This is a genomic window from Caballeronia glebae, assembly GCF_001545035.1.
Taxonomy (GTDB): domain Bacteria; phylum Pseudomonadota; class Gammaproteobacteria; order Burkholderiales; family Burkholderiaceae; genus Caballeronia; species Caballeronia glebae.
Window position 1 is genome coordinate 20,046 of record NZ_FCOJ02000029.1, and the last position, 21,448, is coordinate 41,493.

Genomic DNA, 21,448 nt, shown 5'->3' on the forward strand with positions numbered 1-21,448 from the left:
AAACAAAAACCCCGCCAGAGCGGGGTCTTGTGACGTCTACAAATTTTAACGGATCTCGCGCGTCAGGCGTAGCGGCGCAGACGCAACGCGAAATCCTGCAGCGCCTTGATACCGCTTTCTTCCGCGCGGTGGCACCAGTCCTGCAATTGCGTGACGAGTTGCTCGCGCGACGCGTTGGAGCGATCCCACATTGCCGAGAGGTCCTTGCGAAGCTCGATAAACGTGCGCAGCTTCTGGTTGTCCGAGGTCAGCTCCGGCAACTGCTTGAGCTGCGGCTCGTTCAGGCCGTCTTCTTCCTTGTGGAACCACGTGCGTGCGCCGCGCATCAACTGATACTTCTCGCGCGCGCCGCCTTCCTTCAGCCTTGCAAGTTCCTGCGCGTAGGCGCGCTTGAGCGCCTTGCCGTAACGCGCCATCACTTCGTAGCGGTTCGACAGCACGGCCTGGAGCGTGTCCTGATCGACGACGGCCTTGCCCGCCGCGAGCTTCGGCGTGGGCGCGACCTTCTTCACCTTCGCGAGGCCGACCATCGACATCATGCGGATATACATCCAGCCGATGTCGAATTCGTACCACTTGCTCGAAAGCTTCGCCGACGTCGCGAACGTGTGGTGGTTGTTATGCAGTTCTTCGCCGCCGATCAGAATGCCGAGCGGGAAGATGTTCGTCGACGCGTCGGCCGAGTTGAAGTTGCGGTATCCCCACCAGTGCGCGAGACCGTTGACGACGCCCGCCGCCCAGAACGGAATCCAGATCATCTGCACGGCCCACACCGACAGACCGACGATGCCGAACAGCGCGACGTCGATCACCATCATGACGCTGATGCCGAGGATCGGATAACGCGTGTAGACATTGCGTTCCATCCAGTCGTTCGGCGTGCCGTGACTGAACTTGCGCATGGTTTCTTCGTTTTTCGCTTCACTGCGATAGAGTTCCGCGCCTTCGAGGAGCACCTTCCAGATGCCGCGCGTTTGCGGGCTGTGCGGGTCTTCCTCGGTTTCGCATTTCGCGTGGTGCTTGCGGTGGATCGCCGCCCACTGGCCGGTCAGCATGCCCGTGGTCATCCACAGCCAGAAACGGAAGAAATGGCTCGCGATCGGATGGAGATCCAGCGCGCGATGCGCCTGACAACGATGCAGATAGATCGTGACGCCAGCGATGGTGACGTGAGTCATCACAAGCGTGCACAGCAGAATCTGCCACCAAGAGAGATCCAGCAGTCCGTTGGCGAGAAATTCAAGGAAAGAATTCAGCAAGGCAGTTTACCTGGGTAGCTGTGAAATTCGGGAAAAATGGCCGGTCGAAGAGACTTCGAGCGACGTGTTGTGCACATGAAAGAAAGGTGCGCAAGTTCGATCGCATTCTACTGCATGCGTTCCAAGTCTTTGGCGTAAAGGTGAAATTCTTTGAATCGTATCAAAACAAAGAAAAACTCACGCCCCGAATTGGTGTTGATTCATCGGCCAAATCGCAGGTTTGAGCTTGTCGATCAGCAATCAGGCGACAGGTGCGGCACCTGCGCCGCCGTTTCCGGTATTTAATACTGATTCGGCGCCCCTACGCGGCGCGCAATCGATAATCCTTATATCGCGTTGAGCGTAAGGAATTTCAATGCCATGCTCACAGAATAACCGCCAAACCGCACGGTTTACGTGCGACTTTACGCCGCCCGTGCCTTTCGCAGCCTCTTCGATCCAGAAGCTCAGTTCGAGATTGATGCCGTCCGCGCCGAAGCTCGCGAGCAGCGCGGCAGGCGCCGGGTCCTGCAACACGCGCTCGACGCCTTGCGTCGCCTCGACGAGTAATTGCATGGCGCGTTCGACATCGCAGCGATAACTTACCTGCACCGCGATCTTGGCGTTGCCGCGCGTAAGGAACGACGAGTGGTTCTGCACCACATCGGTGATGAGCTTTTCGTTCGGAATCAGCGTTTCGATGCCGTCGAGCCCGCGCACGACCGTGTAGCGCGTGCGGATCTGCGTGACCGTGCCCTGATTTCCGCTGACATTGATCATGTCGCCGAGGCGCAACGAGCGGTCCAGCAGGATGATGAAGCCCGACACGTAATTGCTCGCTATCTTCTGCAAGCCAAAACCGAGCCCGACGCCGAGCGCGCCGCCGAACACGCCGAGCACCGTGATGTCGATGCCGACGATCGACAGACTCGCCAGAATCGCGGCCAGGATCATCAGCGCCCGCGCGACGCGCGCGAGCACCACTTTCAGATTCGCGTCGACCGAGCGGGCGCGCATCAGGCGGTCGTCGAGGAGCGCGCCCGCCCACATCGCGACGATCAGCGTCACGCACACCCACAGCACGCCCGAGGCGAGCGAGAGCAGCGTCATGTGCGCGTTCGCGAAGTTGAAGCGCACGCTCGCCATCCAGTGGACGACGTCGTCCTGGATGCCCATGACGGTGAGCACCATCGCGACCCAGACGACCACCGTCACGAGTTTCTCGAAGAGATAGAGAAGCGCGTTCGCCTCGTGCTCCGTCTGGCCGCGGCTGAACACGCGCCGCGCGACGTAGAGCATCGTGTAGATGACGGTGATCCCGCACAGCGGTACGAGCGCGAGCCGCAGCAGCGACGTATGGATGAACGGCGCGAGCACGACCTGCGCGATCGACACGAAAACCGTGCCGAGTAACGGAAACAGCGCCTTGTTGAGACTTTCCGCGCCGAAGCGCACGGCTTCGAAACGCGACTGACGGCGCGCATCGAGCTTCTTGCGAAGCAGACGCGCGCACCACCACGCCACCACGAACAGGCCGAGCAGAACGGCCACCTGCCAGATCACTTCCGGCTCGCCGAAATCGCGGAAAAGCCGCGCGGAGAGTTCGCTCAGGAAGTGGTTCTGCATTGCTTAAGCGGTTTCTTCGGCTGCCTTGGGCGCTTTTCCGGCGTCGGGCAGACGCTCCAGCACCGCCGCGAAGAAGCCGTCCGTGCCGTGCTTGTGCGGCCACAGCGACAGATATTCGCCCGTGTCCAGATCGATGCGCTGTTCCGCCAGCACGTCGCGCGCGGGCACGACGCGGAAATTCGGATGCGTTTCGAGGAACTGCGCCACCACGTCTTCGTTCTCCGCTTCGAGCATCGAGCAGGTCGCGTAGACGAGACGTCCGCCGGTTTTCACGAGGCGCGCGGCGCTCGTGAGGATCGAGAGCTGCTTGGGCGTCAATTCCGCGACGCTCGCGGGCGACTGACGCCACTTCAGATCCGGATTGCGGCGCAGCGTGCCGAGGCCCGAGCACGGCGCATCGACGAGCACGCGGTCGATCTTGCCCGCGAGACGCTTGATCTTGGCGTCGTGCTCGCTGTCGATCAGCACGGGATTCACGTTCGACAAACCGCTGCGCGCGAGGCGCGGCTTGAGCTTCGCGAGCCGGCGATCGGACACGTCGAACGCGTAGAGACGGCCGGACGAGCGCATCATCGCGCCGAGCGCAAGCGTCTTGCCGCCCGCGCCCGCGCAGAAGTCGACGATCATTTCGCCGCGGCGCGGCGCCACCAGCGAGCAGAGCAACTGGCTGCCTTCGTCCTGGACTTCGATCCAGCCTTCCTGGAACGGCGCGAGACGCGTCAGCGCCGGCTTGCCGTCCACACGGACGCCGAACGGCGCGAACGGCATTTCGCCAGCGTCGATTCCAGCCTCGGCGAGCGCCTTCAATGCGACCTCGCGGCTCGCCTTGATCGGATTCACGCGCAGATCGAGCGGCGCGGGATAGTTCAGCGCGGCGGCGAGTTGCGCGAGTTCCTCGGGCGCGAAGCGCTTGGCCATCGCGTCGTAGATCCACTGCGGCAGGTTCGTGCGCACCCGCACCGCCAGGCTCGCCGGGTCGATCTTCGAGACTTGCGCGAGCCATTGATACTCGTCGGCGGAAACGAACGGCTTCACCGCGCTCAGGCCGGCGGTCTGCATCAGCCCGAGCAGCGCGAGACGGCGCGCCTGGTTGCCGCTGCCGCTTTCCGCGAGATGGGAAAACTCCATTTTCCGGCGCAGCACGGCGAAGACCGCCTCGGCGATCACGCCGCGCTCGCCGTGCCCGAGCTTCGGATGCGCGCGGAAGAAACGGCTCGTCGCGGCGTCGGCGGGGCCGGAAAAGCGGAGTACGTCCGCCAGCAACGTTTCAGTTTGTCCAATCAAAAATCCATGCAGCCTCATACGCCCTCCCCGGCAATGTCGGCAAAGAGCCATTGCGGCTCAGACGGCGTGAGGGCGACACGTTCGCCCTCGACAGATAAACGCCCTTCGATAAACCAGCGCACCGCGCGCGGATAGATTTCGTGCTCGACCGAAAGCACGCGCGCGGCGAGCGCGGCGGCATCGTCGCCGGCCACGACCGGCACCGCGGCCTGCGCGACGATCGGCCCGTGGTCGAGCGTCGGCGTCACGAAATGCACGCTCGCGCCGTGTACGCGCACGCCGGCGTCGAGCGCCCGCTGATGCGTGCGCAGCCCCGGAAAACACGGCAGGAGCGACGGATGAACATTGAGCATGCGCCCGGCATATTTCTCGACGAAGGCGTCGGTCAGCACGCGCATGAAGCCCGCGAGCACGACGAGATCGGGCTCGAAGCGATCGATTTCACGCGCGAGCGCGGCGTCGAACGATTCGCGCCCGTCGAACCGGCGATGATCCACCACGCAGGTTTCGATGCCGTTCGCGGCCGCGAAGCCTAGACCGGCGGCATCGGGCCGGTTGGAAACGATCGCACAGATGCGGGCCGGCCAGCCGTCGCGCGCGCATGCACGCACGACGGCCTCCATGTTGCTTCCGCGTCCGGAGATCAGGATGACGATTTTTTTCATCCGCGGATTTTATCATTCGAAGGGTGCGAAAATCGTGCCAAAGAGGATCGGAACCGGCATCGATCGGGCATCGAACCGGGGCGCCCGCGCCCGTCCCTCTGTGCGAGCGTTTATAATCTAACGCTTTGCAGCATCAGCCCTCCCATCGACCATCGCCTATCGTGAGAGTCTTTCGCGGCCTTCCCAATGCCGAAAGCCGGGCGCCCTGCGCACTGACCATCGGCAATTTCGACGGTGTCCATCGCGGCCACCAGGCGCTGCTCGCGCACGTGCGGGCGGCCGCCGACGCGCGCGGCCTGCCGGTCTGCGTGATGACCTTCGAGCCGCATCCGCGCGAGTTCTTCAATCCGGCCGGCGCGCCGCCGCGCATCGCCATGCTGCGCGACAAACTCGAAGCGCTGCGCACCAACGGCGTCGATCGCGTGGTGGTCGAGCACTTCAACAAGACGTTCGCGGGCCAGTCGCCGGATACGTTCGTGAAGAACGTCATCGTCGACGGATTGCACGCGCGCTGGGTCATGGTCGGCGACGACTTCTGCTACGGCGCGAGACGCGCGGGCGACTTCAATTCCCTCAAGGCGGCCGGCGAGAAATACGGCTTCGAAGTCGAGCAGATGGCCACCGTCGCGCATCCGAACGGCACGCGCATTTCGTCGTCCTCGGTGCGGGCGTCGCTCGTCGCGGGCGATCTCGACGCGGCGCAAGTCGCGCTCGGGCGTCCGTATGTCATCAGCGGGCACGTCGTGCATGGCGCGAAGCTCGGCCGCGATCTCGGCTTTCCCACGCTGAATCTGCCGATCGCGCACAAGCGGCCGGCGCTCGCGGGCATTTTCGTCGTGCGCGTGCACGGTCTCGCCGATGAACCGCTGCCTGCCGTCGCGAGCCTGGGTCTGCGTCCGACCGTCGACGATTCCGGCCGCGTGCTCCTCGAAGTCTTCGTGCTCGACTGGCACGGCGACGCCTACGGCAAGCTCGTGCGCGTCGAATTCCTGAAGAAGCTGCGCGACGAGGAAAAATACGTCGACCTCGAAACGCTGTCCGCTGCGATTGCGAAAGACGTCGACAACGCGCGCGCGTACTTCGGCCTGCCGCCCGCGAGCAACGCCGGCAGCCGCGCCACGGGCTTTGCCATTTCGGCGACCGATCGAATTAGGTGAGCGCGCGGCGCAACGTGTGCCGCTCGCTGCCCCGCTTTCCGAATCATCGCGCGCTACAAAAGCGCCGTCTCACCGAATTCACTGAGTCACCCATGAGCGACAAGAAAGAGAAAGCCTCCTCGAAGTATCCCGTCAACCTGCTCGACACGCCCTTCCCGATGCGCGGCGACCTGCCCAAGCGCGAGCCCGCATGGGTCAAGGAGTGGCAGGACGAGAAGATCTACGAGAAGATCCGCGCGGCATCGAAGGGCCGCAAGAAGTTCATCCTGCACGACGGCCCGCCGTATGCGAACGGCGACATCCATCTGGGTCACGCCGTCAACAAGATTCTGAAGGACATGATCGTCAAGGCGCGCAACCTCGCGGGCTTCGACGCGGTCTACGTGCCGGGCTGGGATTGCCACGGCATGCCGATCGAAATCCAGATCGAAAAGCAGTTCGGCAAGACGCTGCCCGCCATCGAAGTCATGCAGAAGGCGCGCGCCTATGCCAGCGAACAGATCGAAAAGCAGAAGGTCGGCTTCCGGCGTCTGGGCGTGCTCGGCGACTGGGACCACCCGTACAAGACCATGAACTTCGCCAACGAAGCGGGCGAGATCCGCGCGCTCGGCAAGATCATGGAAAAGGGCTTCGTGTTCCGCGGCCTGAAGCCGGTGAACTGGTGCTTCGATTGCGGCTCGGCGCTGGCCGAAGCGGAAGTCGAGTACAAGGACAAGACCGATCCGACCATCGACGTGATGTTCGCATTCGCCGAACCGGAGAAGACCGCGCAGGCGTTCGGCCTGCCCGCGCTGCCGCGCGCGGAAGGCGGCATCGTCATCTGGACGACGACGCCCTGGACCATTCCCGCGAACCAGGCGTTGAACGTGCATCCGGAGATCGTCTACGCGCTCGTCGATACGCCGCGCGGCCTGCTGATCCTGGCGCAAGAACGCGTCGAGGCGTGCCTGCAGAACTACGGCATCCCCGGCGAAGTCATCGCGACGACGACCGGCGAGAAGCTCGCCAATCTGCGCTTTCATCATCCGCTCGCGGCCGCGCATCCAGGCTACAAGCGCACCGCGCCGGTCTATCTCGGCGACTACGTGACGACCGAAAGCGGCACGGGCATCGTGCACTCGTCGCCCGCGTATGGCGTGGAAGACTTCGTGTCGTGCAAGGCGCACGGCATGCCGGACTCGGACATCATCAATCCGGTGATGGGCGATGGCCGCTATATCGAGTCGCTGCCGCTCTTCGGCGGGCTGTCGATCTGGAAGGCGAATCCGCAGATCGTCGAAGCGCTGGAGGGCGCGGGCTCGCTGCTCAAGAGCGAAAAGTACACGCACAGCTACATGCACTGCTGGCGCCACAAGACGCCGATCATCTATCGCGCGACCTCGCAATGGTTCGCGGGCATGGACGTGACGCCGAAGGACGGCGGCAAGACCTTGCGCGAAACCGCGCTGGAAGGCGTCGAGAACACGGCGTTCTATCCGTCGTGGGGCAAGCAGCGTTTGTACAGCATGATCGCGAATCGCCCGGACTGGACGCTTTCGCGTCAGCGTCAATGGGGCGTGCCGATGGCGTTCTTCGTCCACAAGGAAACCGGCGAGCTGCATCCGCGCACGCTGGAATTGCTGGAAGAAGTGGCGAAGCGCGTCGAGGAAGGCGGCATCGAAACGTGGCAGAAGCTCGATCCGCGCGAGCTGATCGGCGACGACGCCAACATGTACGAAAAGAACCGCGACACGCTCGACGTGTGGTTCGATTCCGGCACGACGCACTGGCACGTGCTGCGCGGCTCGCACAAGGATTCGCTGCAGTTCCCGGCCGATCTTTATCTCGAAGGCTCGGACCAGCATCGCGGCTGGTTCCATTCGTCGCTGCTCACGGCCTCGATGCTCGATGGCCGTCCGCCCTACGACGCGCTGCTCACGCACGGCTTCACCGTCGACGGAGAAGGCCGCAAGATGTCGAAGTCGCTCGGCAACGGCATCGATCCGCATGATGTGGCCAATCGCCTCGGCGCGGAAATCATCCGTTTGTGGATCGCATCGACGGACTATTCGGGCGAGCTCGCGATCTCCGAGGAAATTCTCAAGCGCGTGACGGAGACGTACCGGCGCATCCGCAACACGCTGCGCTTCCTGCTCGCGAATCTGTCGGACTTCGATTTCGATAAAGACGCGCTGCCGGTTCAAGACTGGCTCGAAATCGATCGTTACGCGGTCGCGCTCACACGCAATCTGCAGGACGACGCGCTCTCGCACTACGAGAAGTACGAGTTCCATCCGGTCGTCGCGAAGATTGGGACGTTCTGCTCGGAAGATCTCGGCGGCTTCTATCTCGATGTCCTGAAAGACCGTCTCTACACGACCAAGCTTGCATCGCGCGAGCGTCGCAGCGCGCAGACCGCGCTATTCCATATCGCGCACGGCTTGCTGCGGCTGGTCGCGCCGTATCTGTCGTTCACGGCGGAAGAAGCGTACAAGGTGTTCAAGCCCGGCCAGGACACCATTTTCACGGAAGTCTTCGCGACCTATCCGGACATCGCGAACGGCGGCGATCTGCTCGACAAGTGGACGCTCATCCGCCACGCGCGCGCCGACGTGACCAAGGCGCTCGAAGAAGCACGCACGGCGAACCAGATCGGCTCGTCGCTGCAGGCGGAAGTCGTGGTGCGCGCAAGCGGCGCACGCTACGACGCGCTTGCGAGCCTCGGCGATGCATTGCGCTTCGTGCTGATCACGTCGTCGGCGCAAGTGGAAAAGGTGGCGAGCGAAGCGGAAGAAGGCGTCGATGTCGCCGCGTCGAGCTACATGAAGTGCGAGCGCTGCTGGCACTACTGCGCGGATGTCGGCGCGCACGCGGATCATCCGGGTCTGTGCGGCCGCTGCTTCTCCAACCTCTTCGGCGCCGGCGAAACGCGAGGCGCAGCATAATGGCTCGAACGATGGCGAAACAAACTTCCAGTAGCGGATCGCTCGCGCCGTGGCTCGGCATCGCGTTGATCGTGATCCTGTTCGACCAGTTGACGAAGATCGCGGTGCAGCGCGTGTTTGCCTATGGCGATCCGCACGCGCTCACGCCCTTCTTCAATCTGCTGCTCGTCTACAACCGCGGCGCGGCGTTCAGCTTCCTCGCGATGGCGGGCGGCTGGCAGCGCTGGGCGTTCACGGCGCTGGGCGTCGTCGCGGCAATCGTGATCTGCTATCTGCTCAAGCGCCATTCGGGGCAGCGCATGTTCTGCACGGCGCTTTCGCTCATCATGGGCGGCGCGATCGGCAACGTCATCGACCGGATCGCGTATGGGCACGTCATCGACTTCCTGGACTTTCACGTGAACGCGTGGCACTGGCCCGCGTTCAACCTCGCCGACAGCGCGATCACCGTCGGCGCGGTGCTGCTGGTGTTTGACGAGCTGCGGCGCGTGCGCGGTTCACGTTGACATTCACGACGCGGCTCCTCTCACGGAGCCGTGATCTTTTGCGATGGAGGCAAGTTGGAACTCGCGGGCAAACATCTCGTTTTAGGGCTGACCGGCGGCATCGCCTGCTACAAGATCGCCGAACTCACGCGCTTGCTGATCAAGGCCGGCGCGACCGTGCAGATTGTGATGACCGAAGCGGCCACGCAGTTCATCACGCCGGTCACGATGCAGGCGCTTTCGGGCCGTCCCGTGTACACGTCGCAATGGGATGCGCGCATGCCGAACAACATGCCGCACATCGACCTTTCGCGCGAAGCGGATGCCATTGTCATCGCGCCCGCCTCGACCGACTTTATCGCGAAGCTCGCGCACGGCATGTGCGACGACCTGCTCTCGACGCTCGCCATCGCGCGCGACTGTCCGCTGCTCGTCGTGCCCGCGATGAACCGTCAGATGTGGCAGAACTCCGCGACGCAACGCAATGTCGATCAACTTCGCGCTGACGGCGTGGAAGTGCTCGGTCCGGATTCGGGCTCGCAGGCGTGCGGCGAAGTCGGCGATGGCCGCATGATCGAGCCGGAAGCCGCGTTCGAAGCGATCTGCGCGTTCTTCCAGCCGAAGATTCTGCGCGGCCAGCGCGTGCTCATTACCGCCGGTCCGACCTTCGAGCCGCTCGATCCGGTGCGCGGCATCACCAATCGCTCGTCGGGCAAGATGGGCTTCGCGCTCGCGCGCGCGGCGGCGCAAGCGGGCGCCGACGTGCATCTCGTCGCCGGTCTCGTTTCCTTGTCGACGCCGTGGGGCGTGTATCGCGAAGACGTGCAGACCGCGCAGGAGATGCACGACGCCGTGATGGCCGCCACGCCGGATACCGACATCTTCATCGCGGTCGCGGCGGTCGCGGACTGGCGCGTCGATCACGTCAGCGAACACAAGATCAAGAAGACCGCCGGCGCTTTGCCGACGTTCAGCTTCGTCGAAAATCCGGACATTCTCGCGACGGTCGCCAAGCTGCCGAATCCGCCCTACTGCGTCGGCTTCGCGGCCGAAAGCGGAGACCTCGACGTGCATGGCGCGGAAAAGCGCCAGCGCAAGGGCGTGCCGCTTCTGATCGGCAATATCGGCCAGCTCGCGTTCGGACGCGACGACAACGAAGTCGTGCTGTTCGAAGAGCACGGCACGACGCCGCTGCCACGCGCCGACAAGCAACAACTCGCGCGCACGCTGATCGTGGAAATCGCAAAACGCGCGCCGAAGACCGGCGGCACGCTTTTCTCCTGACACGATGACCAGGCTCTCCGTTCTCGACCAGACGCCCGTCATCCACGGCCATAGCACGGCGGACGCCATCGCCGCGACGCTCGATCTCGCGCAACTCGCCGACGATCTCGGCTATACGCGCTACTGGTGCGCCGAGCATCACGGCTTGTATGGCGTGTCGAATCCGTGTCCCGAGGTGATGCTCGCGCGCATCGGCAGTCTCACCAAGCGCATCCGCATCGGTTCGGGCGGCGTGATGTTGCCGTATTACTCGTCGTTCAAGGTGGCCGAGCAATTCCTGATGCTCGAAGCGCTGTTTCCGAATCGCGTCGATCTCGGCGTCGGACGGGCGCCCGGCGGCGACATGCGCACGGCGCAGGCGGTCGCGGCGGGTTCGTACAATCGCGGCGATGTTTTCCCGCAGCAAGTTGCCGAGCTGATCGCGCTTTTCAGCGGCAACGTTCCCGACGATTCGCTCGCCAAAGGCGTGCTGCTGCAACCGCAGATCGACACGCGTCCCGAACTGTGGATGCTCGGCTCCAGCGATTTCGGCGGCTTGCTCGCCGCGCAACTCGGCATTCGCTTCGCGTTTGCGCATTTCATCAACGCGCAGCACGGGCATCATGTGGCTCAGGCGTATCGCGAGCGCTTCACGCCGGGTCACGAGCAAAAGCCCTATCTCGCCGCGGCCGTGTTCGTGATTTGCGCCGATACGAATCAAGAAGCCGAAGCGCTCGAACGCGCCGTCGATCTGCGGCGCGTGCAGATGGCGTATGGGCTCAACCAGCCGATTCCATCGATCGCGCAGGGCGCAAGCCAGGTCTACGGCGAGCGCGAACTCGCGGTGATCGCGCATGAAAAGGCGCGCAGCATCATCGGCACGCCGGAGCGCGTGACCGCAAAGCTGCACGCGCTGCAGGAACAATTCAACGCCGACGAACTGATCGTGATAACGGTCTCCGGCAGCTACGCCGCGCGCACGCGCTCCTATCAACTTCTGGCCGAAGCCTTCGAGCTCGGCCAATCGGCTCAATAACGCCCCGATCCATGAAACTCGACGTCAAGATTCTCGACGCGCGCATGCGCGACTTCATGCCCGCCTACGCCACGCCCGGCAGCGCGGGCCTCGACCTGCGCGCGTGCCTCGATGCGCCGCTCGTCATCGAGCCGCATCAGACCGTGCTCCTGCCGACCGGCCTCGCCATTCATCTCGCCGATCCCGGCTACGCGGCGATGATCCTGCCGCGCTCGGGCCTCGGCCACAAGCATGGCATCGTGCTCGGTAATCTGGTCGGTCTGATCGACTCGGATTATCAAGGTCAACTGATGGTTTCGACGTGGAATCGCGGCGACACCGCGTTCACCCTCAACCCGATGGAGCGTCTCGCGCAAATGGTGATCGTGCCCGTCGTGCAGGCGCAGCTCAATATCGTCGACGACTTCGACGCGAGCGAGCGCGGCGCGGGCGGCTTCGGCAGCACCGGCAAGCACTGAGGTTCAGCGCCCAAGCGGGCAAAAAAAACGGCGCGGTCGAAACCGCGCCGTTTGCACTTCCAAAGACCCCTTCTATTAATCCACTTCGATCGCTTCCGGATTCGGATTGCGCGGCGGCGTCGAGTTCTCGTCGAACGTCAGCAGGACCTTGTCGTCCGCATCGACGTCGACCGTCACGCGACCGCCGTTGACCAGCTTGCCGAACAGCAACTCGTCGGCCAGAGCGCGGCGAATCGTGTCCTGGATCAGACGCTGCATTGGACGCGCGCCCATCAGCGGATCGAAACCGTGCTTCGCGAGATGCTTGCGCAACGCGTCGGTCATGACCGCATCGACCTTCTTCTCGTGCAACTGATCTTCCAGTTGCATGAGGAACTTGTCGACCACGCGCAGGATGATTTCCTCGTCCAGCGAGCGGAAGCTGATGATCTGATCCAGACGGTTGCGGAACTCCGGCGTGAACATGCGCTTGATGTCGGCCATTTCGTCGCCCGACTCGCGCCGCGACGTGAAGCCGATCACCGCCTTGCCCATTGCTTCGGCGCCCGCATTCGTCGTCATGATGATGATGACGTTGCGGAAATCCGCCTTGCGGCCGTTGTTGTCCGTCAGCGTACCGTGGTCCATCACCTGCAGCAGCACGTTGTAGATGTCCGGATGCGCCTTCTCGATTTCATCGAGCAGCAGCACGCAATGCGGCTTCTTCGTGACGGCCTCGGTCAAAAGACCGCCCTGGTCGAAACCGACATAGCCCGGCGGCGCGCCGATCAACCGGCTCACCGCGTGGCGCTCCATGTATTCCGACATGTCGAAGCGCAGCAGTTCGATGCCCAGCGTGAACGCCAGTTGCTTCGCGACCTCGGTCTTGCCGACGCCCGTCGGACCCGAGAACAGGAACGCGCCGATCGGCTTGTCCAGCTTGCCGAGACCCGCGCGCGCCATCTTGATCGATGCCGACAGCGCGTCGATCGCCGGATCCTGACCGAACACGACGGCCTTCAGATCGCGATCGAGCGTCTGAAGCTTGCTGCGGTCGTCCTGCGACACGCTTTGCGGCGGCACGCGCGCGATCTTCGAAATGATCTCTTCGATCTCGCTCTTGCCGATGGTCTTCTTCTGCTTCGACTTCGGCAGGATGCGTTGCGCCGCGCCCGCTTCGTCGATCACGTCGATGGCCTTGTCCGGCAGATGACGATCCGTGATGAAGCGCGCCGACAGTTCAGCCGCCGCCGACAGCGCACCCGACGAGTACTTCACGCCGTGATGCTCTTCGAAGCGCGTCTTGAGACCGCGCAGGATCGCCACCGTCTGCTCGACGGTCGGCTCGGTAACATCGACCTTCTGGAAACGACGCGACAGCGCCGCGTCCTTCTCGAAGATCCCGCGATATTCCGTGAACGTGGTCGCGCCGATGCACTTCAGTTGTCCCGACGACAGCGCCGGCTTCAGCAGGTTCGATGCATCCAGCGTGCCGCCCGATGCCGCGCCCGCGCCGATCAGCGTATGAATTTCGTCGATGAACAGAATGGCGTGCGGACGCTCCTTCAGTTCCTTCAACACCGTCTTGAGACGCTGTTCGAAATCGCCGCGATACTTCGTGCCCGCGAGCAGGGCGCCCATGTCGAGCGAGTACACCTGCGCGTCGGCCAGAATGTCCGGCACTTCGCCGCGCGTGATGCGCCAGGCGAGGCCTTCGGCGATCGCGGTCTTGCCGACGCCAGCTTCGCCGACGAGCAGCGGATTGTTCTTGCGACGGCGGCACAGCACCTGCACCACGCGCTCGACTTCGAGTTCACGGCCGATCAGCGGATCGATCTTGCCGTCCTTCGCGAGCTGGTTCAGGTTCTGCGTGAATTGCGCGAGCGGCGTTTCCTTCTGCGCGGCGGCGTCTTCCGATTCCGGATTGGCCTCGCTGTTCGTCTTGGCGGCATCGCCGCTGTTCGTCTTCGCGATGCCGTGCGAAATGAAATTCACGACATCCAGACGCGTGACGCCCTGCTGCTGCAGGTAGTAGACCGCGTGCGAGTCCTTCTCGCCGAAGATCGCCACCAGCACGTTCGCGCCGGTCACTTCCTTCTTGCCGTTCGAAGTCGATTGCACGTGCATGATCGCGCGCTGGATCACGCGCTGGAAACCAAGCGTCGGCTGAGTATCGACGTCGTCCGTGCCGGGCACGGTCGGCGTGTTGTCATGAATGAAATTGCGCAGGTTCTGACGCAAATCTTCAATGTTGGCTGCGCAGGCACGCAACACTTCAGCCGCGGTCGGATTGTCCAACAGGGCGAGCAACAAGTGCTCGACCGTTATGAACTCATGCCGCGCCTGACGTGCTTCCATAAACGCCATGTGCAGACTGACTTCCAGTTCCTGGGCAATCATGCTTCCTCCATCACGCACTGCAGCGGATGCCCCGCCTGCCGTGCATGGCTAACGACTTGCTCAACTTTGGTCGACGCAATGTCTCGCGTGTAGACCCCACAAACCCCCCTGCCTTCGCGATGAACCTTGAGCATGATCTGCGTCGCGGTCTCACGGTCTTTATTGAAGTATTCCTGCACGACCATCACGACGAATTCCATCGGCGTGAAGTCGTCATTCAGCAGCACCACTTTGTACATGGCCGGCTTCTTGAGCTTCTGCTCCTGCCGCTCCAGTACCGTGCCATCCTGCTTGTTGGGATTTGTCGCCATACACCCATTCTAAACAACCCGGACGTCCTTGCAATTGCCGCTCCAGCACCGACCACTTGGTCGGAATGAGTTGCTGAAAACCGCGCTCACCCAGGTGTCGTCCATTCAATCCTGCCGCTGCCCGCTTCGGCGCGGCCCGCTTGCACCTCGTCGAAACCAGTATCGCACAGCTTCAAAAAAAACAAACCGCGCTGCGGGCCGCCAGGTAACACACAAGTGAGTCGATTATGCGACTTTTCAAGATGGCGTGCTTGGACGGCAGCGCACACGCGAAGCAGGAATTACCCTACAAATGCGCTTCTTGCAACGTGCTTATCGGCCATCTCAAAATTTCCTTGACACCCGATTTAAGAGATTTAACAATCAAACTGGCACTTTTTTCCGGGGGCCAACCACGGACGAAAAAAAAGAGGCCGAGGTGAGCTTGTGAGGAGGGGGCGGCTCACATTGTGGGGTGTGCCGTCGAGCTTTTCGAGCGTGCTCTGGTTGCGACGAGAGTTAGAGGGGAAGCACGAATGTCTACTGGTACGGTCAAGTGGTTCAACGACGCGAAAGGCTACGGATTCATCACGCCCGATGAAGGCGGCGAGGATCTGTTCGCACATTTCTCGGCAATTCAGATGAACGGTTTCAAGACGCTCAAGGAAGGCCAGAAGGTCAGCTTTGAGATTGTCCAGGGACCCAAGGGCAAGCAGGCTTCGAACATCCAGGAATCGGCCTGACCGCTCGATCCGGCTTTGCCTCGTGAAACCCGGCCGTCGCGCCGGGTTTTTTTACGCCTCGCCTCGCACATTCGCGTCGAACATATATGAGACATGCCCGCAAACTAAAAACCCCGAAAAGCGTAGGCCTTTCGGGGTCTTTAATGTCGGCATCGAATTGAGGTGAGTCCTCACATATTCTCGATCATCACCGCTCCGAAGCCCGAACACGATACTTGCGTCGCGCCTTCCATCAGGCGTGCGAAGTCGTATGTGACGCGCTTCGAAAGAATCGACTGCTCCATCGACGAAATGATGCGGTCCGCCGCTTCGAACCAGCCGAGATGGCGCAGCATCATTTCAGCCGAGAGAATTTCCGAGCCCGGATTCACATAGTCCTTGCCCGCGTATTTCGGCGCGGTGCCGTGCGTCGCTTCGAACATCGCAACGGAATCCGACATGTTCGCGCCCGGCGCAATGCCGATGCCGCCCACTTGTGCCGCGAGCGCGTCCGAGATGTAGTCGCCGTTGAGATTGAGCGTGGCGATCACGTCATATTCGGCGGGACGCAGCAGGATTTGCTGCAAGAATGCGTCGGCGATCACGTCCTTCACGACAATGTCATTGCCCGATTTCGGATGCTTCACCTTCATCCACGGGCCGCCGTCGATCAGCTCCGCGCCGAATTCCTTCTGCGCGAGCGCGTAGCCGTAGTCGCGGAACGCGCCTTCGGTGAACTTCATGATGTTGCCTTTGTGCACGAGCGTCACCGAGCGGCGATCGTTGTCGATCGCGTACTGAATCGCCTTGCGCACGAGCCGCTCCGTGCCTTCGCGCGACACCGGCTTGATGCCGAGTCCCGACGAATCCGGGAAGCGGATCTTCGTCACGCCCATTTCCTCGCGCAGGAACTTGATGACCTTCTTCGCTTCGGGCGACTCCGCCGGCCATTCGACGCCCGCGTAGATGTCTTCCGAGTTCTCGCGGAAGATCACCATGTCGATCTTCTCCGGCTCGCGCACCGGCGACGGCACGCCCTTGAAGTAGCGCACCGGACGCAGGCATACATACAGATCGAGTTGCTGACGAAGCGCCACGTTCAGCGATCGGATGCCGCCACCGACGGGCGTCGTGAGCGGTCCTTTGATCGACACGATGTAGTCCTTCACCGCGTCGAGCGTTTCGTCGGGCAGCCACACGTCCGGGCCGTAGACGCGCGTGGCCTTTTCGCCGCCGAAGATTTCCATCCATTGAATCTTGCGCTTGCCGCCGTAGGCCTTTTCCACCGCCGCGTCGACGACCTTGATCATCACCGGCGTGATGTCGACGCCCGTGCCGTCGCCCTCGATATACGGGATGATCGGCTGGTCCGAAACGTTGAGCGAGAAGTCCGCGTTGACGGTGATCTTGTCACCGTCCGCCGGAACCTTGATGTGCTGATACGGCATGGTCGACTCCAAATAAGGCCGGGCTTGAATGGAAGCAAGCAAACTGGATAGAGAGCGATGCGATGCAGCATGCGCGGGCGGCGACGCCCATGCGATGAAGTTCACGACATCATTCTAACCATGCTGGCCTGTCCCGGCGCGCCCGGAGCCACCGCGCGCATGCATTAAGATGCCGCATCCGATCACGCCGCGCGCCGCCCGCATGTCACTCATCGCCCTGAACAAGCCTTTCGGCACCATCTGCCAGTTCTCCGCGCACGACACGCGCGCGTCGCTTGGCGACTGGGTGAAGACGCCAGGCGTGTATCCCGCGGGCCGGCTCGACGCCGATAGCGAAGGCCTGCTCCTTCTCACCGACGACGGCGCGCTGCAGGCCCGCATCGCGGAGCCGCGTCACAAGCTCGTGAAGCGCTATTGGGCGCAGGTCGAAGGCGCGCCCGACGAAGCCGCGCTCGCGCGTCTCGCTAAGGGCGTCGATCTCGGCGACTACGTCACGCAGCCTTGCCGCAGCGCGTTCGTCGATGAACGCGGCGTCAACGCGCTCTGGCCGCGCAATCCGCCGATCCGCTTTCGCGCCGCCATTCCGACGACGTGGATCGAGCTTGCTATCACCGAAGGCAAGAACCGGCAGGTCAGACGCATGACGGCGGCCGTCGGCTATCCGACCTTGCGGCTCGTGCGCGTCGCGATCGGCGCGCTCGATATCTTCACGCTCGGCCTCGCGCCCGGCGAGAGCGTCGAGGTTGCGCCGCGCGCGCCGTGGCAGCGCGTTCGTTGAATTGCATTCAACTATCCTGAATATAAGCGGCGGGCACCGTTTAGCGCGATGCGTTTAAACGTCGTGTCATGAAGATGGAGTAGCGCATATCGCGCTGTGCGTATCTTTTTTTGTCCGTGCGCAATTTTCTCTGTAAATCGCGTCAACCGACTCTTCTCGCGACACGTTAAGGGCGACAGATGCCGCGCAAAGCTATCCGGCATGAGCGAATAGCCGATTACAAACGCCCTGGTGCTCCAGGGAATTTGAAAGGTTCAAGCTTCACAGTCGCATCGAATTAAATTAATCGATATGAACTGTCAACCGAAAGGTAGGTGGCTCGTTTACCGACATGAATGACTCATTGACCGGGTCGTTTGGTTAATTAACTCAAGCTGAGGATTCACAAATGAACAAACTGATCGCTGCTCTCGTCGCTGGCCTGTTCGCAACCGCCGCTTTCGCACAAGAAGCTTCGGCACCGGCCGCTGCTGCACCGGCAGCTGCTTCGTCGGCTCACAAGTCGTCGACGCACAAGAAGTCGCACAAGAAGTCGCACAAGAAGGCAGCCGCTTCGGCTCCTGCAGCAGCTTCGGCAGCTCAGTAAGTTCGTTGTAAGAGGCGGTATAGCGAAGTCAAGAACGAGCTTTACCGCCGTCTTTACGGCGTTGAAGGGCAGACGGCCGCAAGGCCTCTGCCCTTTTGTTTTGTGCTTTTGTCTTGTGTCCGCGCATCGAGTAACATGCGCGGGGTTTGCCCGGTTCAGGCGCAAACGATCGAATAGAAAGGGAGCTTTGCCGTGAATCTCGTCTCGCGCTTCTCGAATCAACGACTCAACATCGGCAAGCTTGCGCGCGCGTGCGTGATCGCCCTGGCCCTGCCCTTTGCCGCATTGCCGCTCGCGCAAGCGCAGACAATGCCGCCGGGCGCCAAGCAGCCGTCCGATTTTCCGCGCGCGAAGCTGACCGCGGGCATGTATGTGATCGACGCCGCCGTCGCCGCGAACGATGCGGATCGCGAGCAAGGTCTCATGTATCGCACGAAACTCGCGCCGAACGAAGGCATGCTCTTCGTGTTCAACGAAAATGCCGTGCATTGCTTCTGGATGAAGAACACGCTGATCCCGCTGTCGATCGCGTTCATTCGCGCGGACGGCACGATCACCGACATCGACGAGATGCAGGCCGAAACGGAGAACAATCACTGCCCGCGCAACAACGGCGTGTATGCGCTCGAAATGTCCAAGGGCTGGTTCGCCGCGAAGGGCATCAAGCCGGGCATGCAGATGAAGGGCTTGCCCCGCGCGCAATAACGCATTCTCGCCCGACTGAAAAACCGGCGTCGTCGCACGACACGCCGGTTTTTTTTGCGTCCGAAAAGTCCCTTGCCCCTAGCTGGCAGGATTCCTGCAAAGACCCTGCCGACGCGCTATCCTAAAAGGATTCAGCGCGACACATCTCACCACTTCAGGTCGCGCCGACGGTCGCCGCATGGCGACCGGGGTCGACATATCCACAGGAGGTTCACGTGCCCCGCAAGACTCCTATCGAGCGCTACCGGAACATCGGGATCAGCGCTCACATCGATGCCGGCAAAACCACGACTACCGAGCGCATCCTTTTCTACACCGGCGTGACGCACAAGATCGGCGAAGTGCACGACGGCGCGGCCACGATGGACTGGATGGAGCAGGAGCAGGAACGCGGCATCACGATCACCTCCGCGGCGACGACGGCCTTCTGGAAAGGCATGGCGGGCAATTATCCGGAACATCGCATCAACATCATCGATACGCCGGGGCACGTGGACTTCACGATCGAAGTCGAGCGCTCGATGCGCGTGCTCGACGGCGCGTGCATGGTCTACGACTCCGTCGGCGGCGTGCAGCCGCAATCGGAAACCGTCTGGCGTCAGGCGAACAAGTACAAAGTGCCGCGCATCGCGTTCGTCAACAAGATGGACCGCGTCGGCGCGGACTTCTTCCGTGTGCAGCGGCAGATCGGCGATCGTCTGAAGGGCGTCGCGGTGCCGATCCAGATTCCGATCGGCGCGGAAGATCACTTTCAGGGCGTCGTCGACCTCGTGAAGATGAAGGCGATCATCTGGGACGACGACAGTCAGGGCATCCATTTCAGCTATGAGGAGATTCCCGCCAACCTCAAGGACCTCGCCCACGAGTGGCGCGAAAAGATGATTGAGGCCGCGGCCGAAGCGAGCGAGGAGCTGCTCGAAAAGTATCTTGAGGATCACCACAGCCTGACCGAGGACGAGATCAAGGGCGGGTTGCGCAAACGGACGATCGCCAACGAGATCGTGCCGATGCTGTGCGGCAGCGCGTTCAAGAACAAGGGCGTGCAGGCGATGCTCGATGCCGTGATCGACTACCTGCCCTCGCCCGTCGACGTGCCCGCGATTCTCGGCCACACGGAAGACGACGAGGAAGCGGAGCGCCATCCGAGCGACGACGAGCCGTTCTCCGCGCTCGCGTTCAAGATCATGACCGATCCGTTCGTCGGCCAGTTGATCTTCTTCCGCGTGTATTCGGGCGTCGTCAATTCGGGCGACACGGTCTACAACCCGGTGAAGGAAAAGAAGGAGCGTCTCGGCCGCATTCTGCAAATGCACGCGAACGAGCGCAAGGAAATCAAGGAAGTGCGCGCGGGCGACATCGCGGCGGCGGTCGGCCTGAAAGAAGCGACGACCGGCGACACGCTGTGCGATCCGAACCAGGTCATCATCCTCGAACGGATGATCTTCCCCGAGCCCGTGATCTCGCAGGCCGTCGAGCCGAAGACGAAAGTGGACCAGGAAAAGATGGGCATCGCGCTCAATCGTCTCGCGCAGGAAGACCCGTCGTTTCGCGTCACGTCCGATGAGGAATCCGGCCAGACGATCATCTCCGGCATGGGCGAGCTGCACCTCGAAATTCTCGTCGACCGGATGAAGCGCGAGTTCGGCGTCGAAGCCACGGTCGGCAAGCCGCAGGTCGCGTATCGCGAGACGGTGCGCAACAAGGTCGAAGACGTCGAAGGCAAGTTCGTCAAGCAGTCGGGCGGACGCGGCCAGTACGGTCATGCGGTCATCGCGCTGGAGCCCGACCCGGGCAAGGGTTACGAGTTCGTCGATCAGATCAAGGGCGGCGTGATTCCGCGCGAATTCATTCCGGCGGTCGACAAGGGCATTCAGGAAACGCTGAAGGCAGGCGTGCTCGCGGGCTATCCGGTCGTCGACGTGAAGGTGCGGCTGACCTTCGGCTCGTACCACGATGTCGATTCGAACGAAAACGCGTTCCGCATGGCCGGCTCGATCGCCTTCAAGGAAGCGATGCGCCGCGCCAGACCCGTGCTGCTCGAACCGATGATGGCCGTCGAAGTCGAGACGCCCGAGGACTTCATGGGCAACGTGATGGGCGATCTCTCGGGCCGGCGCGGCATCGTGCAGGGCATGGAGGACATCGCGGGCGGCGGCGGCAAGCTCGTGCGCGCGGAAGTGCCGCTCGCCGAGATGTTCGGCTACTCCACGTCGCTGCGTTCGCTGACGCAGGGCCGCGCGACCTACACGATGGAGTTCAAGCATTACGCGGAGACGCCGACGAACGTGTCGGAGGCCATCATCAACTCGAAAGCGAAATAACCGCGATCGAACCGTGTAGTATCGGAAGTCCGTTGCGCGCTCCGTTGGTGGCGGCAGCGGACTTTCCTTATCCGCAGACGATA

Annotated in this window: 18 protein-coding genes; 11 read left to right on the top strand and 7 right to left on the bottom strand. The window is 62.4% G+C overall.

Annotation, left to right across the window (positions count from 1 at the left end; genetic code table 11):
* Positions 1–62: 62 nt before the first annotated feature.
* The 4 genes from AWB82_RS20000 to purN form a co-directional block, all read right to left on the bottom strand.
* Positions 63–1,259 (bottom strand): DesA family fatty acid desaturase, encoded by a 1,197-nt coding sequence (locus AWB82_RS20000; RefSeq protein WP_086970272.1) that lies wholly within the window; start codon positions 1,257–1,259, stop codon positions 63–65.
* Between the two features lie 240 nt (positions 1,260–1,499).
* Positions 1,500–2,864: a mechanosensitive ion channel family protein gene (locus tag AWB82_RS20005; RefSeq protein WP_086970273.1), complete on the bottom strand. Its 1,365-nt coding sequence runs from the start codon at positions 2,862–2,864 to the stop codon at positions 1,500–1,502.
* Positions 2,865–2,867: 3 nt separating this feature from the next.
* Positions 2,868–4,166 (bottom strand): RsmB/NOP family class I SAM-dependent RNA methyltransferase, encoded by a 1,299-nt coding sequence (locus tag AWB82_RS20010; protein WP_086970275.1) that lies wholly within the window; start codon positions 4,164–4,166, stop codon positions 2,868–2,870.
* Positions 4,163–4,813 (bottom strand): phosphoribosylglycinamide formyltransferase, encoded by a 651-nt coding sequence (gene purN / locus AWB82_RS20015; protein WP_086970277.1) that lies wholly within the window; start codon positions 4,811–4,813, stop codon positions 4,163–4,165. Before purN ends, AWB82_RS20010 begins: the two co-directional genes overlap by 4 nt.
* A 161-nt stretch (positions 4,814–4,974) precedes the next feature.
* Here purN and AWB82_RS20020 point away from each other — a divergent pair, with 161 nt between their 5' ends.
* From AWB82_RS20020 to dut, 6 genes are all read left to right on the top strand, one after another.
* Complete coding sequence (locus AWB82_RS20020) at positions 4,975–5,970, top strand: bifunctional riboflavin kinase/FAD synthetase (RefSeq protein WP_086970279.1); 996 nt, start codon at positions 4,975–4,977, stop codon at positions 5,968–5,970.
* 92 nt (positions 5,971–6,062) lie between these two features.
* Entirely contained in the window at positions 6,063–8,894 is a 2,832-nt protein-coding gene (ileS, locus tag AWB82_RS20025) for an isoleucine--tRNA ligase (RefSeq protein ID WP_086970367.1), read from the top strand.
* Positions 8,894–9,400, top strand: a complete 507-nt coding sequence (gene lspA / locus AWB82_RS20030) for a signal peptidase II (RefSeq protein ID WP_086970281.1) — start codon at positions 8,894–8,896, stop codon at positions 9,398–9,400. Before ileS ends, lspA begins: the two co-directional genes overlap by 1 nt.
* 54 nt (positions 9,401–9,454) lie before the next feature.
* A complete protein-coding gene (gene coaBC / locus AWB82_RS20035) occupies positions 9,455–10,663 on the top strand; it encodes a bifunctional phosphopantothenoylcysteine decarboxylase/phosphopantothenate--cysteine ligase CoaBC (RefSeq protein WP_086970369.1) in 1,209 nt (402 codons plus the stop codon).
* 4 nt (positions 10,664–10,667) lie between these two features.
* On the top strand, positions 10,668–11,678 hold the full coding sequence (locus tag AWB82_RS20040; protein ID WP_086970283.1) for an LLM class flavin-dependent oxidoreductase: 1,011 nt from the start codon (positions 10,668–10,670) through the stop codon (positions 11,676–11,678).
* 11 nt (positions 11,679–11,689) lie between these two features.
* Complete coding sequence (dut, locus tag AWB82_RS20045; RefSeq protein WP_086970285.1) at positions 11,690–12,136, top strand: dUTP diphosphatase; 447 nt, start codon at positions 11,690–11,692, stop codon at positions 12,134–12,136.
* Between the two features lie 75 nt (positions 12,137–12,211).
* On the opposite strand, the gene clpA is transcribed toward dut, so the two are convergent.
* Positions 12,212–14,515: an ATP-dependent Clp protease ATP-binding subunit ClpA gene (clpA, locus tag AWB82_RS20050; protein ID WP_086970287.1), complete on the bottom strand. Its 2,304-nt coding sequence runs from the start codon at positions 14,513–14,515 to the stop codon at positions 12,212–12,214.
* Positions 14,512–14,826 (bottom strand): ATP-dependent Clp protease adapter ClpS, encoded by a 315-nt coding sequence (gene clpS, locus AWB82_RS20055; RefSeq protein ID WP_016344488.1) that lies wholly within the window; start codon positions 14,824–14,826, stop codon positions 14,512–14,514. Before clpS ends, clpA begins: the two co-directional genes overlap by 4 nt.
* 515 nt (positions 14,827–15,341) lie before the next feature.
* Between clpS and AWB82_RS20060 the strand changes: the two genes are divergently transcribed.
* Positions 15,342–15,548 (top strand): cold-shock protein, encoded by a 207-nt coding sequence (locus tag AWB82_RS20060; protein ID WP_035497884.1) that lies wholly within the window; start codon positions 15,342–15,344, stop codon positions 15,546–15,548.
* Between the two features lie 170 nt (positions 15,549–15,718).
* Here the strand turns inward: AWB82_RS20060 and icd are convergent, their stop codons facing one another.
* On the bottom strand, positions 15,719–16,975 hold the full coding sequence (gene icd / locus AWB82_RS20065; protein WP_086970289.1) for an NADP-dependent isocitrate dehydrogenase: 1,257 nt from the start codon (positions 16,973–16,975) through the stop codon (positions 15,719–15,721).
* A 202-nt stretch (positions 16,976–17,177) separates the two neighbouring features.
* Here icd and AWB82_RS20070 point away from each other — a divergent pair, with 202 nt between their 5' ends.
* The 4 genes from AWB82_RS20070 to fusA all read left to right on the top strand — a co-directional run bounded on the left by AWB82_RS20070 (position 17,178) and on the right by fusA (position 21,365).
* Entirely contained in the window at positions 17,178–17,753 is a 576-nt protein-coding gene (locus tag AWB82_RS20070) for a pseudouridine synthase (protein ID WP_086970371.1), read from the top strand.
* Between the two features lie 388 nt (positions 17,754–18,141).
* The gene (locus tag AWB82_RS20075) at positions 18,142–18,339 is read left to right on the top strand and encodes a hypothetical protein (protein ID WP_086970291.1); all 198 of its coding nucleotides are present in this window, start codon (positions 18,142–18,144) and stop codon (positions 18,337–18,339) included.
* A gap of 192 nt (positions 18,340–18,531) precedes the next feature.
* Entirely contained in the window at positions 18,532–19,044 is a 513-nt protein-coding gene (locus tag AWB82_RS20080; protein ID WP_086970293.1) for a DUF192 domain-containing protein, read from the top strand.
* 215 nt (positions 19,045–19,259) lie between these two features.
* Positions 19,260–21,365 (top strand): elongation factor G, encoded by a 2,106-nt coding sequence (fusA, locus tag AWB82_RS20085; RefSeq protein WP_086970294.1) that lies wholly within the window; start codon positions 19,260–19,262, stop codon positions 21,363–21,365.
* Positions 21,366–21,448: the final 83 nt, after the last annotated feature.

Bases quoted from the DNA above. Each gene is read 5' to 3' on its own strand.
- AWB82_RS20005 (WP_086970273.1), bottom strand. From the start codon at position 2,864: ATGCAGAACCACTTCCTGAGCGAACTCTCCGCGCGGCTTTTCCGCGAT.
- AWB82_RS20010 (WP_086970275.1), bottom strand. From the start codon at position 4,166: ATGAGGCTGCATGGATTTTTGATTGGACAAACTGAAACGTTGCTGGCG.
- purN (WP_086970277.1), bottom strand. From the start codon at position 4,813: ATGAAAAAAATCGTCATCCTGATCTCCGGACGCGGAAGCAACATGGAG.
- ileS (WP_086970367.1), top strand. From the start codon at position 6,063: ATGAGCGACAAGAAAGAGAAAGCCTCCTCGAAGTATCCCGTCAACCTG.
- lspA (WP_086970281.1), top strand. From the start codon at position 8,894: ATGGCTCGAACGATGGCGAAACAAACTTCCAGTAGCGGATCGCTCGCG.
- AWB82_RS20040 (WP_086970283.1), top strand. From the start codon at position 10,668: ATGACCAGGCTCTCCGTTCTCGACCAGACGCCCGTCATCCACGGCCAT.
- dut (WP_086970285.1), top strand. From the start codon at position 11,690: ATGAAACTCGACGTCAAGATTCTCGACGCGCGCATGCGCGACTTCATG.
- clpA (WP_086970287.1), bottom strand. From the start codon at position 14,515: ATGATTGCCCAGGAACTGGAAGTCAGTCTGCACATGGCGTTTATGGAA.
- clpS (WP_016344488.1), bottom strand. From the start codon at position 14,826: ATGGCGACAAATCCCAACAAGCAGGATGGCACGGTACTGGAGCGGCAG.
- AWB82_RS20060 (WP_035497884.1), top strand. From the start codon at position 15,342: ATGTCTACTGGTACGGTCAAGTGGTTCAACGACGCGAAAGGCTACGGA.
- icd (WP_086970289.1), bottom strand. From the start codon at position 16,975: ATGCCGTATCAGCACATCAAGGTTCCGGCGGACGGTGACAAGATCACC.
- AWB82_RS20070 (WP_086970371.1), top strand. From the start codon at position 17,178: ATGTCACTCATCGCCCTGAACAAGCCTTTCGGCACCATCTGCCAGTTC.
- AWB82_RS20075 (WP_086970291.1), top strand. From the start codon at position 18,142: ATGAACAAACTGATCGCTGCTCTCGTCGCTGGCCTGTTCGCAACCGCC.